General features: G+C 63.1%; 19 protein-coding genes. 10 read left to right on the forward strand and 9 right to left on the reverse strand.

The genetic code is table 11. The features are described from left to right. Positions 1 to 29 precede the first annotated feature (29 nt). The gene (gene map / locus N826_RS18665) at positions 30 to 860 is read right to left on the reverse strand and encodes a type I methionyl aminopeptidase (RefSeq protein ID WP_044431303.1); all 831 of its coding nucleotides are present in this window, start codon (positions 858 to 860) and stop codon (positions 30 to 32) included. Then, complete coding sequence (gene sfsA / locus N826_RS18670; RefSeq protein WP_373866614.1) at positions 860 to 1,633, reverse strand: DNA/RNA nuclease SfsA; 774 nt, start codon at positions 1,631 to 1,633, stop codon at positions 860 to 862. The genes map and sfsA overlap by 1 nt, the downstream gene beginning before the upstream one ends. Positions 1,634 to 1,796: 163 nt before the next feature. Between sfsA and N826_RS18675 the strand changes: the two genes are divergently transcribed. Continuing rightward, positions 1,797 to 2,006, forward strand: coding sequence for a hypothetical protein (locus N826_RS18675; protein ID WP_044431305.1), 210 nt, complete (start codon positions 1,797 to 1,799; stop codon positions 2,004 to 2,006). 77 nt (positions 2,007 to 2,083) lie between these two features. Next, positions 2,084 to 2,503, forward strand: coding sequence for a rhodanese-like domain-containing protein (locus N826_RS18680; protein WP_044431307.1), 420 nt, complete (start codon positions 2,084 to 2,086; stop codon positions 2,501 to 2,503). 15 nt (positions 2,504 to 2,518) lie between these two features. Here the strand turns inward: N826_RS18680 and N826_RS18685 are convergent, their stop codons facing one another. Together N826_RS18685 and N826_RS18690 are read right to left on the reverse strand one after the other, a co-directional pair. Beyond that, positions 2,519 to 3,013, reverse strand: coding sequence for a GFA family protein (locus N826_RS18685; protein ID WP_044431310.1), 495 nt, complete (start codon positions 3,011 to 3,013; stop codon positions 2,519 to 2,521). 30 nt (positions 3,014 to 3,043) lie between these two features. Beyond that, on the reverse strand, positions 3,044 to 4,057 hold the full coding sequence (locus N826_RS18690) for an MBL fold metallo-hydrolase (protein WP_169789376.1): 1,014 nt from the start codon (positions 4,055 to 4,057) through the stop codon (positions 3,044 to 3,046). Positions 4,058 to 4,308: 251 nt separating this feature from the next. On the opposite strand from N826_RS18690, the gene N826_RS18695 reads away from it, so the two are divergent. The 4 genes from N826_RS18695 to N826_RS18710 all read left to right on the forward strand — a co-directional run bounded on the left by N826_RS18695 (position 4,309) and on the right by N826_RS18710 (position 9,710). Further along, entirely contained in the window at positions 4,309 to 6,726 is a 2,418-nt protein-coding gene (locus N826_RS18695; RefSeq protein ID WP_147039953.1) for a penicillin acylase family protein, read from the forward strand. 93 nt (positions 6,727 to 6,819) lie between these two features. Continuing rightward, on the forward strand, positions 6,820 to 7,995 hold the full coding sequence (locus N826_RS18700; RefSeq protein ID WP_044431313.1) for a M20 aminoacylase family protein: 1,176 nt from the start codon (positions 6,820 to 6,822) through the stop codon (positions 7,993 to 7,995). A gap of 12 nt (positions 7,996 to 8,007) precedes the next feature. Then, positions 8,008 to 8,250, forward strand: coding sequence for a DUF3311 domain-containing protein (locus N826_RS18705; RefSeq protein ID WP_044431315.1), 243 nt, complete (start codon positions 8,008 to 8,010; stop codon positions 8,248 to 8,250). Continuing rightward, positions 8,250 to 9,710: a sodium:solute symporter family protein gene (locus tag N826_RS18710; RefSeq protein ID WP_044431317.1), complete on the forward strand. Its 1,461-nt coding sequence runs from the start codon at positions 8,250 to 8,252 to the stop codon at positions 9,708 to 9,710. Before N826_RS18705 ends, N826_RS18710 begins: the two co-directional genes overlap by 1 nt. Before the next feature lie 61 nt (positions 9,711 to 9,771). Here N826_RS18710 and N826_RS45745 read toward each other — a convergent pair whose 3' ends face one another. After that, entirely contained in the window at positions 9,772 to 9,894 is a 123-nt protein-coding gene (locus N826_RS45745; RefSeq protein ID WP_280178403.1) for a hypothetical protein, read from the reverse strand. Positions 9,895 to 10,134: 240 nt separating this feature from the next. On the opposite strand from N826_RS45745, the gene N826_RS40260 reads away from it, so the two are divergent. Further along, positions 10,135 to 11,754 carry a right-handed parallel beta-helix repeat-containing protein gene (locus N826_RS40260; RefSeq protein WP_052831579.1) on the forward strand — a complete coding sequence of 540 codons (1,620 nt, stop codon included), beginning with the start codon at positions 10,135 to 10,137 and terminating at the stop codon, positions 11,752 to 11,754. 63 nt (positions 11,755 to 11,817) lie between these two features. On the opposite strand, the gene N826_RS18720 is transcribed toward N826_RS40260, so the two are convergent. Next, a complete protein-coding gene (locus tag N826_RS18720) occupies positions 11,818 to 13,272 on the reverse strand; it encodes a catalase (RefSeq protein WP_044431318.1) in 1,455 nt (484 codons plus the stop codon). A gap of 53 nt (positions 13,273 to 13,325) precedes the next feature. Continuing rightward, complete coding sequence (locus N826_RS43125) at positions 13,326 to 13,493, reverse strand: hypothetical protein (protein ID WP_157599348.1); 168 nt, start codon at positions 13,491 to 13,493, stop codon at positions 13,326 to 13,328. A gap of 120 nt (positions 13,494 to 13,613) precedes the next feature. Here N826_RS43125 and N826_RS18725 point away from each other — a divergent pair, with 120 nt between their 5' ends. Beyond that, positions 13,614 to 14,558 carry a LysR substrate-binding domain-containing protein gene (locus tag N826_RS18725; RefSeq protein WP_044431320.1) on the forward strand — a complete coding sequence of 315 codons (945 nt, stop codon included), beginning with the start codon at positions 13,614 to 13,616 and terminating at the stop codon, positions 14,556 to 14,558. On the opposite strand, the gene N826_RS18730 is transcribed toward N826_RS18725, so the two are convergent. After that, the gene (locus tag N826_RS18730) at positions 14,542 to 15,003 is read right to left on the reverse strand and encodes a DUF488 domain-containing protein (protein ID WP_044431322.1); all 462 of its coding nucleotides are present in this window, start codon (positions 15,001 to 15,003) and stop codon (positions 14,542 to 14,544) included. The two genes, N826_RS18725 and N826_RS18730, sit on opposite strands and share 17 nt — an antisense overlap. Positions 15,004 to 15,111: 108 nt before the next feature. On the opposite strand from N826_RS18730, the gene N826_RS18735 reads away from it, so the two are divergent. Further along, positions 15,112 to 15,978: a pirin family protein gene (locus N826_RS18735; RefSeq protein WP_044431324.1), complete on the forward strand. Its 867-nt coding sequence runs from the start codon at positions 15,112 to 15,114 to the stop codon at positions 15,976 to 15,978. Positions 15,979 to 16,006: 28 nt separating this feature from the next. On the opposite strand, the gene N826_RS18740 is transcribed toward N826_RS18735, so the two are convergent. Beyond that, positions 16,007 to 16,834, reverse strand: coding sequence for a flagellin (locus N826_RS18740; protein ID WP_044431325.1), 828 nt, complete (start codon positions 16,832 to 16,834; stop codon positions 16,007 to 16,009). A gap of 262 nt (positions 16,835 to 17,096) precedes the next feature. Here N826_RS18740 and N826_RS18745 point away from each other — a divergent pair, with 262 nt between their 5' ends. After that, positions 17,097 to 18,062 carry an ABC transporter substrate-binding protein gene (locus tag N826_RS18745; protein WP_044431327.1) on the forward strand — a complete coding sequence of 322 codons (966 nt, stop codon included), beginning with the start codon at positions 17,097 to 17,099 and terminating at the stop codon, positions 18,060 to 18,062. The last annotated feature ends 12 nt before the right edge of the window (positions 18,063 to 18,074 follow it).

An 18,074-nucleotide genomic window follows, 5' to 3' on the forward strand; every position in this document is an offset into this window, starting at 1 on the left:
CGCGCGGCGGTTGTCAGGTCGAAACGATATCAGCCCGCGATATAGGGAGGCTTGGTGTAACCGGCGGGCGAAAGGGTGAAGATCTCGCAGCCGTCCTTGGTGACGCCGATCGAGTGCTCGAACTGTGCGGACAGGCTTTTGTCCTTGGTGACCGCCGTCCAGCCGTCCGACAGGATCTTCACGTCGTAGCGCCCGGCGTTGACCATCGGCTCGATCGTGAAGAACATGCCCTCCCGCAGCACCGGCCCGCGGCCGGGCTGGCCGAAATGAAGGATCGACGGAGCATCGTGGAAGACCCGGCCAAGGCCGTGACCGCAGAAGTCGCGCACGATGGAGAAACGATGCGACTCGGCATAGCGCTGAATCGCATAACCGATATCGCCGAGCGTGGCGCCGGGGCGGACCGCCGCGATGCCGAGCATCAGCGACTCATAGGTGACGTCGACCAGCTTGCGCGCCTTGATGCTGACATTCTCGCCGCACAGGAACATCCGGCTGGTATCGCCGAACCAGCCGTCCAGGATCACCGTGATATCGATGTTCAGGATATCGCCGTCGCGCAGGCGCTTGTCGCCGGGAATCCCGTGGCAAACGACATGGTTGATCGAGATGCAGGTAGCCTTTGGGTACCCGCGATAGCCCAGCGGGGCAGGGACCGCCCCGTGGTCGCGTATATAGGTCTCGCACAGCACGTCCAGTTCACCGGTCGTGACGCCGGGAACGACATATGGACTTATGAAATCGAGCGTGGCCGCGGCGAGCCGACCTGCTTTCCGCATTCCGTCGAAATCTTCCGGGCCGTGCAGGCGGATGCGGTTGCTGTCGAGGTCGTCGGTCTGGGCCGATTCAGCTCTGGTCATTATGGTTCCGTAATTTCATCAAGCGTGGTCAGAATCACGGGCAGCGGCCGATCCAGCAGGATCGCCTCCGGCGTGACGGTACAAGAGTAGCACAGCGTTTCCACGCCGGCTTTACGGGCGCTCAGCAGACCCTTATGGTAAACGGGGTCAATGTCTTCCGCGACTCGGAAGTGGTCGCAATCGGCACGCTGCACAAGATAAAGCATGACCGCCCTGCATCCCAGTGCCACCATATCGGCCAGTTCGACAAGGTGCTTGGCGCCGCGCGCGGTGACGCAGTCGGGAAACTCGGCAGCCCTACCGCCATGGCGGTCGAGACGCCGCAGATGCACGTTCTTGATCTCGACATAGGCGGGGGGACGGTCCGGGGATTCGAGCAGCAGGTCGATCCGGGAGTTGCGGCCGTACCTGACCTCCCGCCTGATCGTCTCGTACCCGTCGAGTTCGGGGATGGCCCCGGCCTTGATCGCGGCGGCTGCCAGCGCGTTCGGATGCCCCGTGTTGACGCCGACGGCATGACCGTCCGCTTCGACCATTTCCAACGTATAGGCCAACTTGCGCGCCGGGTTGTCCGAGCGCGAAAGCCAGACCCGGGATCCGGGAGCGTTCAATCCAAGCATCGTGCCGGAATTCGGCACATGCGCGGTCACGACCGAACCGTCGGGAAACTCGACGTCGGCCAGGAAGCGCTTGTAGCGCTGGACCAGGCGGCCTTCGGCAAGAACCGACGGAAACGAGACGCCGGCACGCATAGGCTTGGGAGAGAGGGTCATGGCCGCCCTTGTATCCGTGAGCAATGCCGGACGGCAAGGTTCCAGCATCGACCCTGCGGGAAATTTCACCTGAAGCTTCGTTCGGAAGCCTTAGGAACGGAACGTAAACCTGACATCGCTGTTAGATCGCTGCCCCCCTCGAAGGGGGCATGTGGAGCACGGAATGACTACAGCATCAGCCTTTATCATCGAGACCACCGAGTCCGCTGTCGGCGTCGTCGTATTGCAGGACGACGGCTACCGCTTCTTCGCCTCCAACCCCCGTGCGCAGTCGCTCGACGGCCGCATCTTCAAGAGCCCCGCCCAAGCCGAGCGTGAAGCGCGCCGCCTGGAAAGTGCATCTGCCGCAGGACGCGCCTTGATGCGGGCTTGACCCGTGCGCGTGTTCGGCTATCGACTATGACGGCGGCATGCCAGCCGCAGTCATAGTCGATTTCAGGAAGCCAGGACATGAGCGCTCCCATCCCCGACGTTCCTCCCGATGAAGTTTGGCAGGCGCTGAAAAGCGACCCCAAGGCCAAACTGGTCGATGTCCGTACGACCCCCGAGTGGAACTTCGTCGGCGTGCCCGACCTGACGGAACTGGGCAAGGCGCCGATCAAGATCGAGTGGCAGGTCTACCCGGGCATGTCCGTCAACGAGGATTTCCTGCACAAGCTCAAGCTTGAGGAGGTCGAACCGGGCGACAAGGTATACTTCTTGTGCCGCTCGGGCGTGCGCAGTCTGGCGGCGGCCAAGCTTGCCCAGAAAAACGGCTACGCCGAAGTCTTCAACATCGCCGACGGCTTTGAAGGTCCCAAGGATGCAAGCGGCCATCGTGGCACCGTCGCCGGCTGGAAACAGTTGGGCCTGCCCTGGACCCAGGGCTGAAGCTCACCGGCCAAGCTAGCCGTCCAGCAGGCCGTGCCGCTTGTGCCAATCATCGAGAGAGTCATCCGGATACCGGGCGAAGTGAACTTCGCCGGGACCGGTCGGCACCTGAACCCACGGCGCCTTGAAGTCCAGCATGATATGCACCCGCTCCGGTGCCGCCGGCAGCGGCGTGTCGATGGCCGACGCGAAGGGATGAACGAGTTCCGGCCATGCCGGGTCTTCGGCCCAAAGCGCCGTGCCGCAATGCTTGCAGAAATGGCGGTGAGAAGAGCCGGGATGCGTCTCTCCTGGGTGCTCCGGATCTTCCAGGGGCGCCTGCCAAGTGGCGACCGCCTCCCGGCCTTCGACTTCAAGGCTGCCGGCATCGCCGCCCAGATTGATCGCGAAACCGCCGCCGCCGGCGCTCTTGCGGCAGATCGCGCAGTAGCAGTGCATAAAGGGAACGGGAGTGGGCGAATTCAGCCTAAACCGGACCGCCCCGCATCGGCATGAACCTTTAAGTTCCATAGCCTTGTCTCCCTTATTTCACCTTTGACTTCAAAGCGTCTGCACGTATGCCAGAGGTTCGAACTCGAACCCCGAAGCGGTTTTGCGGACATACCCGGCATTGGGCAGGCCCCAATGATAGCCGAATGCCAGCGTCCGGTCCGCCGCCATCCGGTCCAGCAACTTGTGGCGAGTCGCGCGAGCCATATCGGCATCCATGTCGAAGACGGCGGACCAGTCCGGATGGCGGACGAACAGGAACGGGACGTTGGTGACGTCGGCCAATGCCATCGCCATCTCGCCGCCCGATGAAATCTGGAGTGCGGTATGGCCGGGAGTATGGCCGTAAGCCGCCACCGACGTCATGCCCGGCAACACCTCTTCGCCGGCGCGGTAGCGCCTTATGCGGCTGCCGAGGTCACCGAACGTCGCCCGCACCAGGTCGAACGCCGATTTGCGGCCGGCCGGCGCGCGGCTCGCCCCCCCCTCGTCCATCCAGTACGCATACTCGGCTTCCGGAACCAGGATCTCCGCATTGGGGAATGCCAGCGTGTTGTCGGCGGCCTTGATGCCCGAAATGTGGTCACCGTGGAAATGCGAGATCACGATGGCCGTGACTGCCGAGGGAGGGATGCCCGCCGCGTCGAGGCCTCGGCTCATCATGCCGGTAGTGGCTCCCAGTTTGCCGCCGGTGCCGGAATCGAGCAGAACCACGTTGCTCCCGGTGTGGACGACGGTCGGCGAGTAGCTGATCTTGAGCGTGTCGGCAGGGCGGAACGCATCCCGCGCTGCTGCCCGCACCTGATCGACCGGCGCGTTGAGGACGAACTTTTCGTCGAGTGGGCGGGTCCCGTACCCATCGAACAAAGACGTCAGTTCGTAGGAGCCGACGCGATAGCGGAACACCCCCGGCAACGGCGCGTTCGCCTGCTTCGGTACGTCGTTGGCCTGGGCATGCGCCGCACCGGATACCAGCGGCAGGGTCACGGCCGCTGCCGTCGCGGCAGCGGCGGAGCCCAAAACTGCGCGGCGGTTCATCCCTGCAAGACTCACTGGATCGGTCATCGCGTGATTCCTCCCTATTTGCCGATGGCGCCGGTTGTCCCGGCTCCCCGAATTCTTCCCGCCGTCCGCCATGGACGGCAGACCATCCGTGAGTAATGCAAGGTTGCGCTCCGATGTTCCGGATCAAGGGCGAACAAGCCTGGAATGCCTGCCATGACCGCGAAACCGGCCCCAACCATTTGTCCCTGGCGATCTCAACCGAATAGAGTGAAGTGCAACCCTAAGTTCATGAAAAAAGGGAGGAAAGTACCATGCGCATGTTCAGAAGGAGCACGCTCGCAGCCTGTTCGCTGGCGGCGATGCTCGCCGCTCCAGCCGCTGCCGAAACGGCCAAGTCCTACCGCGTCGCCGGCCTGTCCGCGCCGGCGGAGATCATCGTGGACCGATGGGGCGTTCCTCACATATACGCATCAGAGACTTATGACGCGTTCTTCGTCCAAGGCTTCAATGCTGCGCGTGATCGTCTGTGGCAGATCGACCTGTGGCGCAAGCGGGGCCTGGGCGAGTTGTCGAAGGACTTCGGCTCCTCCTATCTGGAGCAGGACCGAATGGCTCGCCAGTTCCTCTACCGCGGCGACATGTACCGGGAGTGGCTGGCCTATGGCAGCGACGCGAAGAAGATCGCCCAGCGCTATACCGACGGCGTCAACGCCTTCATCACCCTGACAGAGCAGGACCAAGCACTTCTCCCGATGGAGTTCAAGCTGCTGGGCTATAAGCCGTCCTACTGGCTGCCCGAGGATGTCGTGCGGATCCGCAGCCATGGCCTGACCCGCAACCTCGACAGCGAGATCGAGCGCGCCGCCGTCGCCTGCGCCGCCGATCTCAAGACCGACCTGATGCGGAAGACTTTGGAGCCGGACTGGCAGACCCGGATTCCCGAAGGCCTCGATCCATGCGGGATTCCGCCCCAGGTTTCGGCGAATTATTCGCTCGGCACCAGCAACGTCAAGTTCACCAAGGAAAAACTCGCCGGTACCCAGCGGGCGGAGCTTGAGCCGGTCCCGGTGCCGGAGATCGAGCCGACGGCACTCGGCAGCAACAACTGGGCGATAGCGCCGGACAAGACCACGACCGGCAGGGCTATCCTCGCCAACGATCCACACCGCGCCCACGGAGCGCCGTCGCTTCGCTACATCGCCCACATCACGGCACCCGGCTTCAGCGTGATCGGCGCCGGCGAGCCTTCTCTTCCCGGCATCTCGATCGGCCATAACGGCAAGATCGCCTTCGGCCTGACGATCTTCTCGATCGATCAGGAGGACCTGTACGTCTATGACCTGAACCCCGCCGACCGCACCCAGTACAACTACCAGGGACGCTGGGAAGCGATGACGGTGGTGAACGAGTCGGTGCCGGTGAAGGGCCAGGGCGACAAGCCGGTCAGTCTCAGCTACACCCGCCACGGCCCCGTCCTCTATGTCGACGAGGCGAGGAACAAGGCCTATGCGGTGCGCGCCGCTTGGCTGGAGCCCGGCATGGCGCCCTATTTCGGCAGCACCGACTATATGCGCGCCGGCAATTGGGACGAGTTCCTGGCCGCCATGAACCGATGGGGCTCGCCGTCGGAGAACCAGGTCTATGCCGACACCGAGGGCAATATCGGCTGGAAGCCCGGCGGCCTGACTCCTATCCGTCCCAACTGGGACGGCCTGATGCCGGTGCCGGGCGACGGGCGCTACGAGTGGCTGGGTTACCGCGACATGGACGAACTGCCGGTCGAGTACAATCCGGACCGCAAATGGGTCGGCAGCGCCAACCAGATGAACCTGCCGCCGGGTTACCCGGACGCCGAAAAGAAGATTGGCTTCGAGTGGACTGACCCGTCCCGCTTCAACCGGATCAAGGAAGTGCTCAGCGCCGACCGCAAGTTCGGCCTGGAGGACTCGATGGCGCTACAGGCCGACATGACGTCGATCCAGGCCCGCCGCGTCACGGTCCTGCTGAAAGGCATCCAGAGCGACGATCCGACTTTAACTCCCGCTCTCAACCTGCTGACTTCATGGAATAACGTTCTGACCGCCGACAGCGCCGCCGGCGCTCTGTACGAAGTCTGGTTCATGAAGCATCTGCGTCCCGCCGTCGTCCGCGCGACCGTCCCCAAGCAGGCAGTCGACCTGATCGATCAGGGCGGCGTGCAGAGCGGCGAGCCGGCCGCGATCATCGCGGCGCTGGAATCCCCGGACCAGCGCTTCGGCAGCGATCCCACGGCCGCCCGCAACGACCTGCTGCTGGTCACGCTCAAGCAGGCAGTCTCGGAGCTTCAGAAGAAGCTGGGCACCGACATGGCCGCCTGGAAGTGGGCCAGCCTGCACCATGGGTATTTCGAGCACCCACTGGCCGCCGTCGTCGGCTCGGAAGAAAAGAAGCTGCTGGACGTCGGACCGTTCCCGAAGGGTGGCAGCGGCTTCACGCCCAATGCCACCACCTACCGCACCAGCGACTTCCGGATCACCGCCGGCGGTTCGTTCAAGATGGTGGTCGATGTCGGCAACTGGGATGCCTCCCGCGCCGTCAATACCCCCGGCCAGTCGGGCAACCCGAACAGCCCGCACTACCGCGATCTGGCGCCGCTCTGGCAGCAGGAACAGTATTTCCCGCTGCTCTACAGCCGCAAGGCGGTCGAGGATGCCGCGAAGGAGCGCATCATGCTGACCCCGGCGAACTGATAACCCGGCCAGCCGGCAGCACTTTCCGCGTCGCCATCCATTAACGAGTCACCATCCTTCAACCACCACCCTGTTGAACGACCGAGGTATCCAATGAAGATCGACGACCGCATTACGGCGATGCATGGCGAGCTGACCGGTTGGCGCAGAGACCTTCATGCTCACCCGGAACTGGGCTTCGAAGAGCACAGGACCAGCGACTTCGTCGCCCGCAAGCTCGAGGAGTTCGGTCTGGAGGTCCATCGCGGCATCGCGAAGACGGGAGTGGTCGGCGTGCTGCGCGCCGGCCACGGCGGCAATCAGGCGATCGGCCTTCGGGCCGATATGGACGCATTGCCGATCAACGAAGCCAACGATGTGCCGTACAAATCGACCGCGCCGGGCAAGATGCACGCCTGCGGCCACGACGGCCACACCACCATGCTACTCGGCGCCGCGCGCTATCTGGCGGAAACCAAACGGTTCGACGGTACCGCCTACTTCATCTTCCAGCCTGCCGAAGAGACCGCCGGCGGCGGCCGGGTGATGGTGGAGGAGGGGCTGCTGGAGCGATTCCCGATGTCGGCCATCTACGGGATGCACAACTGGCCGGGTCTGGCGGTCGGCAGCATCGGTGCGGTGATCGGTCCCGTTATGGCCTCGATGGACACCTTCGAGATCGCGGTGACCGGCCTCGGCTCCCACGCGGCCATGCCGCATCTCGGACGAGACCCGATCGTCGCCGGGGCCAACCTCGTCTCGACGCTTCAGACCATCGCCAGCCGCAGCATCGCTCCGACCGACGCGGTCGTTGTCAGCGTCACCCAGTTCCATGCAGGTGATGCCTGGAACGTGATCCCGGAGACCGTGAACATCCGCGGGACGGTGCGGACCCTGGACCGGAACGTGCAGAAAGGCATGGAGCCGGCGTTGCGCCGGATCTGCGAAGGTCTGGCGCATGCCCATGGCATCGCCATGGACCTGACCTACACCTACGGCTACCCGGTCACAGTCAACACCGCCGCCGAGACGGAGTTCGCCCGGGAAGTGGCGGGGCAGGTGGTCGGCGCGGACAACGTCCAGCCGGCATTGGCGCCCAGCATGGGGGCGGAAGACTTCGCCTTCATGCTGGAAAAGCGGCCGGGCTGCTACGTCTGGGTCGGCAACGGGCCGACCGACGGCGGGCGCCAGCTTCACAACCCCCGCTACGACTTCAACGACGACATCCTGCCCACCGGCGTCGCCTATTGGGGCGAGCTGGTGGAGCGTGCCCTGCCCGTGCGCGGCTGAAGGAGGATCGACATGGCAATGGAAGACCAGCCCGCCGTCGCGCGTGAAAGCACGCGCGACGCCAGCAAAGCCTTCGCGATCTTCACCGCCGTCATGGTGCTGGTGATGATCTTCCCGATCTACGGCTTCGCCAATAAGGTCGAGCCGATGGTCCTGGGCATGCCGTTCTCGCTGTTCTGGATCGTTGCCTGGATCGGCGTCGAGTTCGTCGGCTTGCTTTGCTTCATAGCCTATGAATTTTCGGGGGAGCGGTAATGGAAAAATGGGTGGTCGCCCTGCTGGCGATGAGCGCCTATCTGGTCTTCGCCTTCATCGTCGGCGTACTGGCCGGCCGGGGCCGGTCGTTCTGGTCGGTATCGGAATACACCGTGGCGGATCGCGGCCTGGGCCTCGTGCTGATGTGGTTCCTGATGGGCGGAACGGTGTTTAGCGCCTTCGCATTCCTAGGAGGTCCGGGCTGGGCCTATTCCAAGGGCGCCGCGTCCTTCTACATCCTGGCGTACACATGCTTGGGCTTGCTGCCCTGGTACCTGATTGGTCCCAAGGTCGCCCGGATCGGCGCCCGGAAGAACTTCTACACCATGGGCGAATTCCTGGGCGACAGGTACGATTCGCGCGCCATCCAGGTGCTGGTCGGAGTCATCTCGGTACTGGCGTTCATCCAGTATCTTACCTTGCAGATCAAGGGTATGGCCTACGTCTTCAATGTCCTGACTGAAGATGCGATCCCGATCTGGCTGGGTGCGCTGATCTCCTACGGGATCGTCATCGTGTATGTCGCGACCAGCGGCGTACGGGGTGCGGCATGGAGCGACGTACTGCAAGGCATCCTGATGCTGCTGGTCGCCTGGGTCGTCGGCTACACCGTCGTCTACAGCTTCCATGACGGCGTGGCTGATATGTTCCGGGGGATCGAGGCAAGCAGGCCGGGCTTCCTGACGGTCGGCGCTGAAGGCTCCGGCATGTCGCCGATGTCCTACACCACGATCCTGCTGGTATCGGTCATAGGATTCATCATGTGGCCGCACCTGTTCACCAAGTCCTTCACCACCACCGAGAAGAAGATCAAGCAGACGGTTTTGGTCTATCCGCTCTTCGCGATATTCCTGGTGCCGATCCTATTCATCGGCTTCGCGGCCGTCGGCGTCGTCGACCCGGCCCAGCTCACCGGCCCTGACACGATCCTGCCCCATCTGGTGACCCACGAAATGGGTGCCAGCGGCATCGTCTACGGTCTGATCGGTGCCGGAGCGCTGGCGGCGGCCATGTCTTCGGCGGATGCCATTACCCATGGCGGATCAGTGTCTTTCGGGCGCGACATCATCCAGCCTCTTAAGCCCGACCTGCCGGAACGCACCCAGATCTGGATCATGCGCCTGTCGGTCATCGCCATCGGGACGGTGGCCTACTACCTCTCGATCTTCGGAGCCGCTGGGCTCGTCCAACTGCTGGTCGGGGCCTATGGATCGATCGTCCAGTTCGCTCCTGCGGTCTACGGCGCCCTCTGGTGGCGGCGCGGCACCTCGACCGGAGTCATCGCCGGCTTGGTCGCCGGCATTGCGGTGAACTACTACTTCCAGCTGGTTCAACCCGCGACTCCGCTGGACATCAACGCCGGTATCCTGGGGCTGATCGTCAACGTCGTTCTGTTCGTCGGCATGAGCATGGTCACCAACCCAGCCGGCAGCCGGGCCGACGAATACATCAAGGCGTGATCTCATGAACCGGACAGGTTGGAACCGGCGACCCACGTTTCCATGACCGTCAGGTCGCGGCTCAGCAGGACCAGATCGGCTCGGTATCCAGGCATAAGCCGACCGAGCCGATCTGGTCCTGCTTCAGGAACTTTGCGAGTCTGAGCGACGCCATCGGCAGGGCTTCCTCGACCGCTTCCTTCAATCCCGCCAACCTACACCGGCCAGATCAAGGCGCCAGCTTGGTCGTGCTGAAGTTAAAAGCCATTAATCATTAATAATCGTTCATAATAACGAAAACAGAATTACTTTAAATCGCATAACAAGCCGCATTCCGTACTTGTTTCTTTTGAAAGTACGTCGAAATAATCATTCCTGTGCATTAAATAATTGGAAATAAATGCCGTGACATTATTGGGGCAGAGAGCAGCCCAAGGAACAATTTATGACCTACAACCCCATCGCCATTTCGGCGCTGGCAGCGGACGTCGTGACTTTCGAGAACGCCGTCCCCACCAACATCATCTGGGTTTCGAACAGCGGCAACGATCGTAATTCAGGAGACGAAAGCTCGCCCTACAAGACGATTCAGGCGGCGGTAAAGGCAGCCAAGCCCGGAACCGCCGTCATGGTCAAAGAGGGAACCTACAAAGAGAACGTCGACCTCCTCGGGAAAAGCGGCACTGCGGACAAACCGGTCTGGATCGTTTCGGCCGATGGCCCAGGCGCCGCGAACATTGTGGCTGCCAACTCCAGCAAACCTGTAATACTTGGTTATGGGGTTAGTAATCTTGTCATCAAGGGGTTTGAACTGACCGGCGGTACCGAAGGTATCAAGCTGACGCAGAGCGGCACCAACCTGACCAAGCTCGTCAACAGCGTGGTGATCGAAAACAACATCGTTCACGGCCAGTCGATCGACGGCATCAAGACGGCGCAGACGCTCAACACAGCGATCGTCGGCAATACCGTCTACGACATCAAGGGACAGGAAGGCATCGACAACGTCTACATGCGGAACGGCGTCATCGCCAACAACGAAGTCTACGATATCCGGGGTTTGAGCGGCATCGTCGTCAAGGCCGGCTCGTCGAACGTGAAAATCCTGAACAACTACCTGCACGACGTCCCCGACGGCATCCTCGTCGGCGGCTTCAGCAGCGATCAGGGATCCGTCTTCCCGGCCGGCGTCCGCTACGAAGCCAAGAACGTCCTGGTCCAGGGCAACATGGTCGTCGATGCGTGGAAGCACGCGCTGAACGCCTATGGCGCCGTGGACAGCCTCATCCTGAACAATTCACTGGCGAACGTCAGCAAGGTCTCGGTCATCAACGCGACCACAGACAATCTTGGCTACGTGTCCAAGGGTCTCCAGTTCGTTGACAACATCCTTTCCAAGAACTACTGGACGACCAAGGATGGTGCCGTCAGCGTCTTCTCCGGCAACGGCCTCACGGGCGACTTCGACCATTCTCAACTCGGCCCCGGCGCCGTCAAGGGCTACATGCCGATCGACAAGTCGGTGCACGATTGGCAGGATAGCGCCGCCTACGGCAGGGTTTTTAAGGGCGGCGCCGGTGCCGACCACCTCGTCGGGTCGTCCGGCAACGATTATATCGACGGCGGTTCCGGCATCGACCGAATGCTGGGCGGCAAGGGCGACGATATCTACGTCGTGGGGTCCAAGCTGGATGTCGTGATCGAGAAGCCGGGCGAGGGACGGGATACGGTGTTTCTCTGGGACAACAAATACACCTTGCCGGATAACGTCGAGAATCTCGTCATCAAGACGGCGGCCGGCGCCACGGTGATCGACAACGGCCTGGACAACATCTTGACGGGGGGCGGCGGCAAGGACACCTTCGTCTTCACCGCCAACCACGGCCACGATCTCATCAAGGGGTTCCAGATCGGCCAGGACCACATCGTACTGGACTCGTCTGTCAAGCTGGCGGACCTGAAGGTGGCGCAGACGACCGGCGGCGATCTGGTGATACAGCACGGATCGCAATCGATCACCCTGCTCGGCGTCGATCCGCATTCGGATCTGACGAACGTCTTCTAACCGATGCAGGGTGCCGGACCACGAGCCCGACCGCCGGCGATCCGGCACCCTGATCCGTAAAGACTACTCGGCGGCGACCGCCGTCACCTCAGCCGGAAGACGCTTCGCGACACCGGCGGCATAAGCCGGGTCGGCCTTTTCGAAATGGGCGAGTTGGCGGCGCTGGATCATGACCGGGGCCTGTCCCAGCGATGCCGCGATATTGTCCATCAGCCGCTCCCGCGCCGCGTCGTCCATCAGCCGGAACAGGTCGCCGGCCTGGGTATAGTCGTCGTTGCCGATCCGATGGTCGTAGCGGTCGGCATCGCCCTGGATGCGCAGCGCGGGTTCGGAATACCGGGGACTATCCACCGGTCCGCCGAAGCTGTTCGGCTGGTAGTTGGGCGCTCCGCCGCCATTGCCGTCGAACCGCATGGCGCCGTCGCGCTGATAGCTGTGGACGGGGGCCGCGTGCGGCTTGTTGACCGGCAGCAAACCGTAATTGCCGCCCAGGCGGTAGCGATGGGCGTCGGCATAGGAGAACAGCCGGCCCTGGAGCATCTTGTCCGGGCTGAACGAAATGCCGGGGACGACATTGGCCGGGCTGAACGCCGCCTGCTCGACCTCGGCGAAGTAGTTCTCCGGGTTGCGGTTCAATTCCAGATGCCCGATCTCGATCAGCGGGTAATCGGCGTGACGCCAGACCTTGGTCAGATCGAATGGGTCGAAGGCGTAGCGGTCTGCCTCCCCCTCCGGCATGATCTGGACATAGACGCGCCAGCTCGGAAACTCGCCGTCCTGGATCGAGCCGAACAGGTCGCGGGTCGCGTGGTCCGGATCGACGCCGGCCATCCTGACCGCCTGCTCGCCGGTGAAGTTCTCGATGCCCTGGTTGGTCTTGAAGTGGTACTTGACCCAGAACCGCTCGCCCGCTTCGTTGATCCACGAGAAGGTATGGCTGCCGAAGCCGTCCATGTGGCGATAGCTGCGCGGCGTGCCGCGGTCGCTGAACAGAATGGTCAGCTGGTGCAGCGTTTCCGGCGACAGCGAGAAGAAGTCCCAGACCATCGTCGGGCTCTTCAGGTTTGTCAGTGGGTCGCGCTTCTGCGTATGGATGAAATCGGGGAACTTCAGCGGATCGCGGACGAAGAAGACCGGCGTGTTGTTGCCGACCAGATCGTAGTTGCCCTCTTCGGTGTAGAACTTCAACGCGAAGCCCCTGGGGTCGCGCTCGGCATCGGCCGAGCCCTTTTCTCCGCCAACCGTAGAGAAGCGCAGGAAGGTTTCAGTCTCCTTGCCGACCTTGTTCAGGAAGGCTGCGGTCGTCCAGGCCGATACGTCGCGGGTCACGCGGAAGACGCCATAGGCGCCGGCGCCCTTGGCATGCACGACCCGCTCGGGGATACGCTCACGGTTGAAATGGGCCAGCTTCTCGATCAAGTGGAAGTCCTGCATCAGGACAGGTCCACGCGGACCGGCGGTCAGGGAATTCTGATTGTCCCCGACGGGAATGCCGAATGTGGTCGTGAGCGTGGTCATGAACTCGACTCCTCCAGAAAAATAAAATTGCGAAAGGTTTTGTTGAAGCCGGATCAGCGGATCGCACTGGCGATGTGACGGCGGTTGCGGTGGAGCTTCAGGAGCAGGGGGGCCGGCAGGTCGCCTCGCACACGCACCACGCTGTCCTGTACCTCAAGGCGCCCGCCGCGACGGTTCACCTCCTCGATCAGCAGGCGAAGGCTTTTGCGAACTCCGTTCATCGATCCCGATCTCCATTCCGGTCTGCTCATGGGGTTCACGATGCCCCCATTTTCGTGATAAGACCAATCGATGGTTAGGATTGGATCGATAACCATCGCCTATCATTGGGTTGAACGGACATGAGCCTCGCGGGCATCTCACTACGCGACCTTGAATACCTCGTCGCCGTCGCCGATCTGCGCCATTTCGGCAATGCCGCCGCGCAGTGCGGCGTCAGCCAGCCGGCGCTCAGCGGTCAGATCCGCAAGCTGGAAGACCGGCTGAGAACGCCCGTGTTCGAGCGGGCGGGCAAGAAGGTCCTGATGACGGCACGCGGCGACGCGCTGGTGGCGCAGGCTCGCCACGTCCTGACGGAGGCGCGCCGGCTGATGGAACTCGCCCGCGACCTGAACGAACCGCTGTCCGGCCGTCTCGGCCTCAGCGCCATCCAGACGCTCGGTCCTTACCTTTTTCCCCATGTGCTTCGTCCGCTGCGCGACTGCTTTCCCAAGCTGGACCTGACGCTGGGCGAAGGCCGCACCGACGAGTTGCTGGGCAGCTTGCGGGACGGGAGAATCGATGCCGCACTCGTGGCGCTGCCGGTCAAGGAACGCAGCCTGACCGTGGAACCGCTGTTCTTCGAACCCTTCGTGCTGGCCCATCCCGCCGGGCACCCGCTGGGCAATTCGTCCGCCATCACCATCGCCGACCTGCCGGCCGCCGACTTGATGCTGCTGGAGGAAGGCCACTGCCTGCGCGATCAGGCCCTTGCGCTGTGTGGCACAGGCGGTTCGACCGCCGGCCGCTCCCGTCATGCGACCAGCCTGGAGACGCTGCGCCATATGGTTGCCGCCGGAGCCGGCTATACCTTGATGCCCGCCCTGGCGGCGGGGGAGGGCGACACTCTGGGCGGGCTGATTGTCTATCGGCCGTTCACACCCGATCCGCCCGGTCGGATGATAGCGCTGTCATGGAGAAGCAGCGACCCTCGGACGGCGCAGTTCAGGCTGCTAGCCGATTGTCTGACCGATGCGGCCTTGAAGGCGCGCGCGCCAGGGCCGACGGGGCTCAGGCTGCCGTCGTAGGATGGATATGCTCGATGCCGAACCCGAAGCGCTTCGACAGGTCGTTCGCAACTCGCTGACGGTGGCAGACATGGGGATCGGCCTCGAAGCAGAGCAGGGCGCTCCGCTTCCCGCGCGCGATCTCGACGGCGCGCAGCAGGTCGAACTCCGCCTCCGGCGTCGCCATACGCTGATCGACGATGCTCCAGAACAGGCGCATGTCGCCGCGCCGGGCGGCAAGCCTGCCTTCCTTCGGCGTACCCAGCCCCTTCAGATGAACGTACTCGATTCCGACCGCCTCCAGCGACGCCCGCAAAGTGCTTTTTGAAAAGCCGGCGCGCCGCGACAGCGGCAGGTCGCGGACATCCATCAGCACCTCGACGCCGGCATCCTTGAGGGCCGTGAGCACGGCGTCCGAGGATGCCCGTTCGTAGCCGATGGTCCAGATCTTGTGCGATTCCGCCATGAACTACCTTCCGCCAGAAACTTCCCGCTCCGATCCATTCCCCATCCATGGTGTAATGTCGAGGAAAAGAACAGTCGGCTATTCAAGCCAACGGGAAAGGGGCAGGGCATGACACTCGATACCATGATCGTGGCGCGCACCGGGGATATCGGCGGCTTCCAGGTCCGCAGGGCCTTGCCGTCGGTCAAGCGGCGCATGGTCGGTCCCTTCGTCTTCCTGGACCAGATGGGACCGGCGGAGTTCCTGATCGGCCACGGGCTTGATGTCCGTCCCCATCCGCATATCGGATTGGCGACCGTCACCTACCTGTTCGAGGGCGAGATCATGCACCGCGACAGCTTGGGCACGATACAGCCGATCCGTCCCGGCGCGGTCAATTGGATGACGGCGGGCAGCGGCATCTCCCATTCCGAACGAACGGCTCCGGAACTCCGCGCCCAGGGCTTCAACCTGTTCGGCATCCAGGCCTGGGTCGCCTTGCCGGCAAAGTCGGAGGAAACGGCACCGGCCTTCGTCCACCATGCCGCCAGGACATTGCCGATCATCCAGGCGGAAGGCAAGACGGTCCGCGTCATCGCCGGCTCGCTTTTCGGGGAAGCCTCCCCGGTCGAAACTCCGACCGCGACCTTCTACGCCGACGCGGCTCTGGAAGCAGGCGCCCGGCTTCCCCTGCCGGCCGAGCACGAGGAACGCGCCGTCTACGTGGCGCAGGGGAAGATCGACATCGCCGGCGATACCTTCGAGGAAGGCCAGCTTCTCGTCTTCCGCCCGGGCGACGAGATCACCATAACGGCGCTGGAAACAGCCCGGGTCATGCTCCTGGGCGGCGAGCCGATGGACGGCCCGCGCCATATCTGGTGGAACTTCGTCTCAAGTTCTCAGGAGCGGATCGAGCAGGCCAAGGCCGACTGGAAGGCCGGCCGCTTCGGCACGGTACCGGACGACGACGAGTTCATCCCCCTGCCGGAGCGGTGACCCCGCTCTACGGCCGGAAGATCACCTCCTACTGGAACAGGCTCAGCAGCGACTGCGGCGCCTGATTAGCGATCGACAGGGACTGCCCGGCGAGTTGCTGCCTGGCCTGTGCCGCCGACAGCGACGCCGCTTCCTTGGCTAAATCGGCATCGACGATCTCCCCAAGTCCGGCGTCGGTCGCATCCATGATCGAAGAGTTGCCCTTGATCGTGTTGTTCACGCTACGCGCGTTGGAGGCGAGACCGTTCATCGCCGACCCGACGCTGTCTTCCGCCTGGGAGAACGTCCCACCCGGCTGAAGCAGCGCCGCGGCGCCGGCGGCGGTCGAAACATCAGCACCCGACAGCACGCTGGCGACGGAGCTTTCCAGGTCCTGCGCCTGGACCGTCACGCTCCCGCCGCTGCCATTGGATGCGATGTTCTGGTTCTGCGCACCCTGCTGGAGCAGGTTGACGCCGTTGTACTTGGCGTCTTTGACGAAGGCGCCGATGTCCTTGACCTGATTGTTGTACTGCGCCTGATAATTCGCCCGGTCACGCTCGCTGAGTGACGAGTCCGACAGCTTGACCAGCGTCGCCTTGACGTCCGACATGGACGACGAGATGAACTGCGATGCCTTCATCGCGACATCGATCATGCCCTTGCCGACGGCCAGTCGCTCGTTAGCGGCGCCGAGGACGGCCGTGTCACCGCGCAGCTTTTCAGCCACGGCGAAGGCGGCGCCGTTGTCATAGGCGTCCGCGACCTTCTTGCCGGTCCCAATACGCTTTTGAGCGGAGTTAACCGCGTTCTGCGCCAATCCAAAGCTGTTGATGGACGAATAGGAACCGGTGTTGGTGTTGACTGAACTGATCATGGCGTCACCTCGTCCCTGATCTTATACCCCTTTATTGCGGGCCTTACAAGCTCGCTGGGGCCTAGCCGGCGGCTGGCCTCGCTGCAAGCGAAGTTCGCGACAATACGCCGCACGCGTGTCTTGACGGGACGGAACGGTCGGTGTTTTGATTGGCTGTCTAACAAAAGACGGAAGCCGAGGAGCAGATAGCTCCCGGCCAAGAATCAAGAACCAGCTCTCAAGAATAGCCCAAAAAGGGTCGCATCCATCAGGGAGGAAGCACATGAAAAGTCTGTTGGCCGCTACCGGCCTTGCACTGGCGCTTGCCTTTACCCACACCCCCGCACAGGCGCAGAGCCGCCCGACGATCCCGATCATCGTCAAGGATACGACCTCCTTCTACTGGCAGATCGTGCTGGCCGGCGCGCGTCAGGCCGGCAAGGACCTCAACGTCAACGTCCAGGAACTGGGCGCCCAATCGGAAGCCGACATCAACGGCCAGATCGGCATCCTTGAGAACGCCGTGTCCGGGAAGCCGGCCGCCGTGGTGATCTCGCCGACCCAGTTCGCGGCCCTCGGGCCGGCGATCACGGAATCGGCGAAGCAGGTCAAGATCATCGGCATCGACAGCGCCGCCGACAGCAAGTCCTTCACCTCCTTCCTGACCACCGACAACGTTCAGGGCGGCCGGGCCGCCGCCGACGCGCTGGCAGCCGCCATCACCCAGCAATACGGCGCCGCCGAGGGCGACATCGCGCTGATCACGTCGCTGCCGGGCGTCGGATCGCTCGACCAGCGCGCCAAGGGCTTCAAGGAGCAGCTGGCCGCCAAGTATCCCAAGCTGAAGCTGATCGCCGACCGGGTGGCCGACGGCCAGCCGACCACCGGCCTCAACATCATGACCGACCTGATCACCGCCAGCCCCAACCTGCGCGGCGTCTTCGCCAGCAACCTGATCATGGCCCAGGGCGCCGGCCAGGCCATTGCCGAGAACGACCTTGGCGAAAAGATCAAGCTGATCGGTTTCGACAACGACGAACGACTGGTCAGCTTCCTCAACGAAGGCGTGATCGCGGCGTTGGTGGTCCAGGACCCGTACCGCATGGGCTATGACGGCGTAAAGACCGCCCTGGCCGCATCCAAGGGCGAACCCGTCCCGGCGGAGGTCGATACCGGCGTCAACGTCATCACCAAGGCCAACATGAACGAAAAGCGGTCGCAGGAGCTCCTCAACCCGAAGGTCAACTGACCATGGCTGGGG

It is taken from the genome of Skermanella aerolata KACC 11604, assembly GCF_000936425.1.
GTDB lineage: Bacteria > Pseudomonadota > Alphaproteobacteria > Azospirillales > Azospirillaceae > Skermanella > Skermanella aerolata.

Coding starts and splice junctions, on each gene's coding strand:
- map (WP_044431303.1), bottom strand. CDS start 860: ATGACCAGAGCTGAATCGGCCCAGACCGACGACCTCGACAGCAACCGC.
- sfsA (WP_373866614.1), bottom strand. CDS start 1,633: ATGACCCTCTCTCCCAAGCCTATGCGTGCCGGCGTCTCGTTTCCGTCG.
- N826_RS18675 (WP_044431305.1), top strand. CDS start 1,797: ATGACTACAGCATCAGCCTTTATCATCGAGACCACCGAGTCCGCTGTC.
- N826_RS18680 (WP_044431307.1), top strand. CDS start 2,084: ATGAGCGCTCCCATCCCCGACGTTCCTCCCGATGAAGTTTGGCAGGCG.
- N826_RS18685 (WP_044431310.1), bottom strand. CDS start 3,013: ATGGAACTTAAAGGTTCATGCCGATGCGGGGCGGTCCGGTTTAGGCTG.
- N826_RS18690 (WP_169789376.1), bottom strand. CDS start 4,057: ATGACCGATCCAGTGAGTCTTGCAGGGATGAACCGCCGCGCAGTTTTG.
- N826_RS18695 (WP_147039953.1), top strand. CDS start 4,309: ATGCGCATGTTCAGAAGGAGCACGCTCGCAGCCTGTTCGCTGGCGGCG.
- N826_RS18700 (WP_044431313.1), top strand. CDS start 6,820: ATGAAGATCGACGACCGCATTACGGCGATGCATGGCGAGCTGACCGGT.
- N826_RS18705 (WP_044431315.1), top strand. CDS start 8,008: ATGGCAATGGAAGACCAGCCCGCCGTCGCGCGTGAAAGCACGCGCGAC.
- N826_RS18710 (WP_044431317.1), top strand. CDS start 8,250: ATGGAAAAATGGGTGGTCGCCCTGCTGGCGATGAGCGCCTATCTGGTC.
- N826_RS40260 (WP_052831579.1), top strand. CDS start 10,135: ATGACCTACAACCCCATCGCCATTTCGGCGCTGGCAGCGGACGTCGTG.
- N826_RS18720 (WP_044431318.1), bottom strand. CDS start 13,272: ATGACCACGCTCACGACCACATTCGGCATTCCCGTCGGGGACAATCAG.
- N826_RS43125 (WP_157599348.1), bottom strand. CDS start 13,493: ATGAACGGAGTTCGCAAAAGCCTTCGCCTGCTGATCGAGGAGGTGAAC.
- N826_RS18725 (WP_044431320.1), top strand. CDS start 13,614: ATGAGCCTCGCGGGCATCTCACTACGCGACCTTGAATACCTCGTCGCC.
- N826_RS18730 (WP_044431322.1), bottom strand. CDS start 15,003: ATGGCGGAATCGCACAAGATCTGGACCATCGGCTACGAACGGGCATCC.
- N826_RS18735 (WP_044431324.1), top strand. CDS start 15,112: ATGACACTCGATACCATGATCGTGGCGCGCACCGGGGATATCGGCGGC.
- N826_RS18740 (WP_044431325.1), bottom strand. CDS start 16,834: ATGATCAGTTCAGTCAACACCAACACCGGTTCCTATTCGTCCATCAAC.
- N826_RS18745 (WP_044431327.1), top strand. CDS start 17,097: ATGAAAAGTCTGTTGGCCGCTACCGGCCTTGCACTGGCGCTTGCCTTT.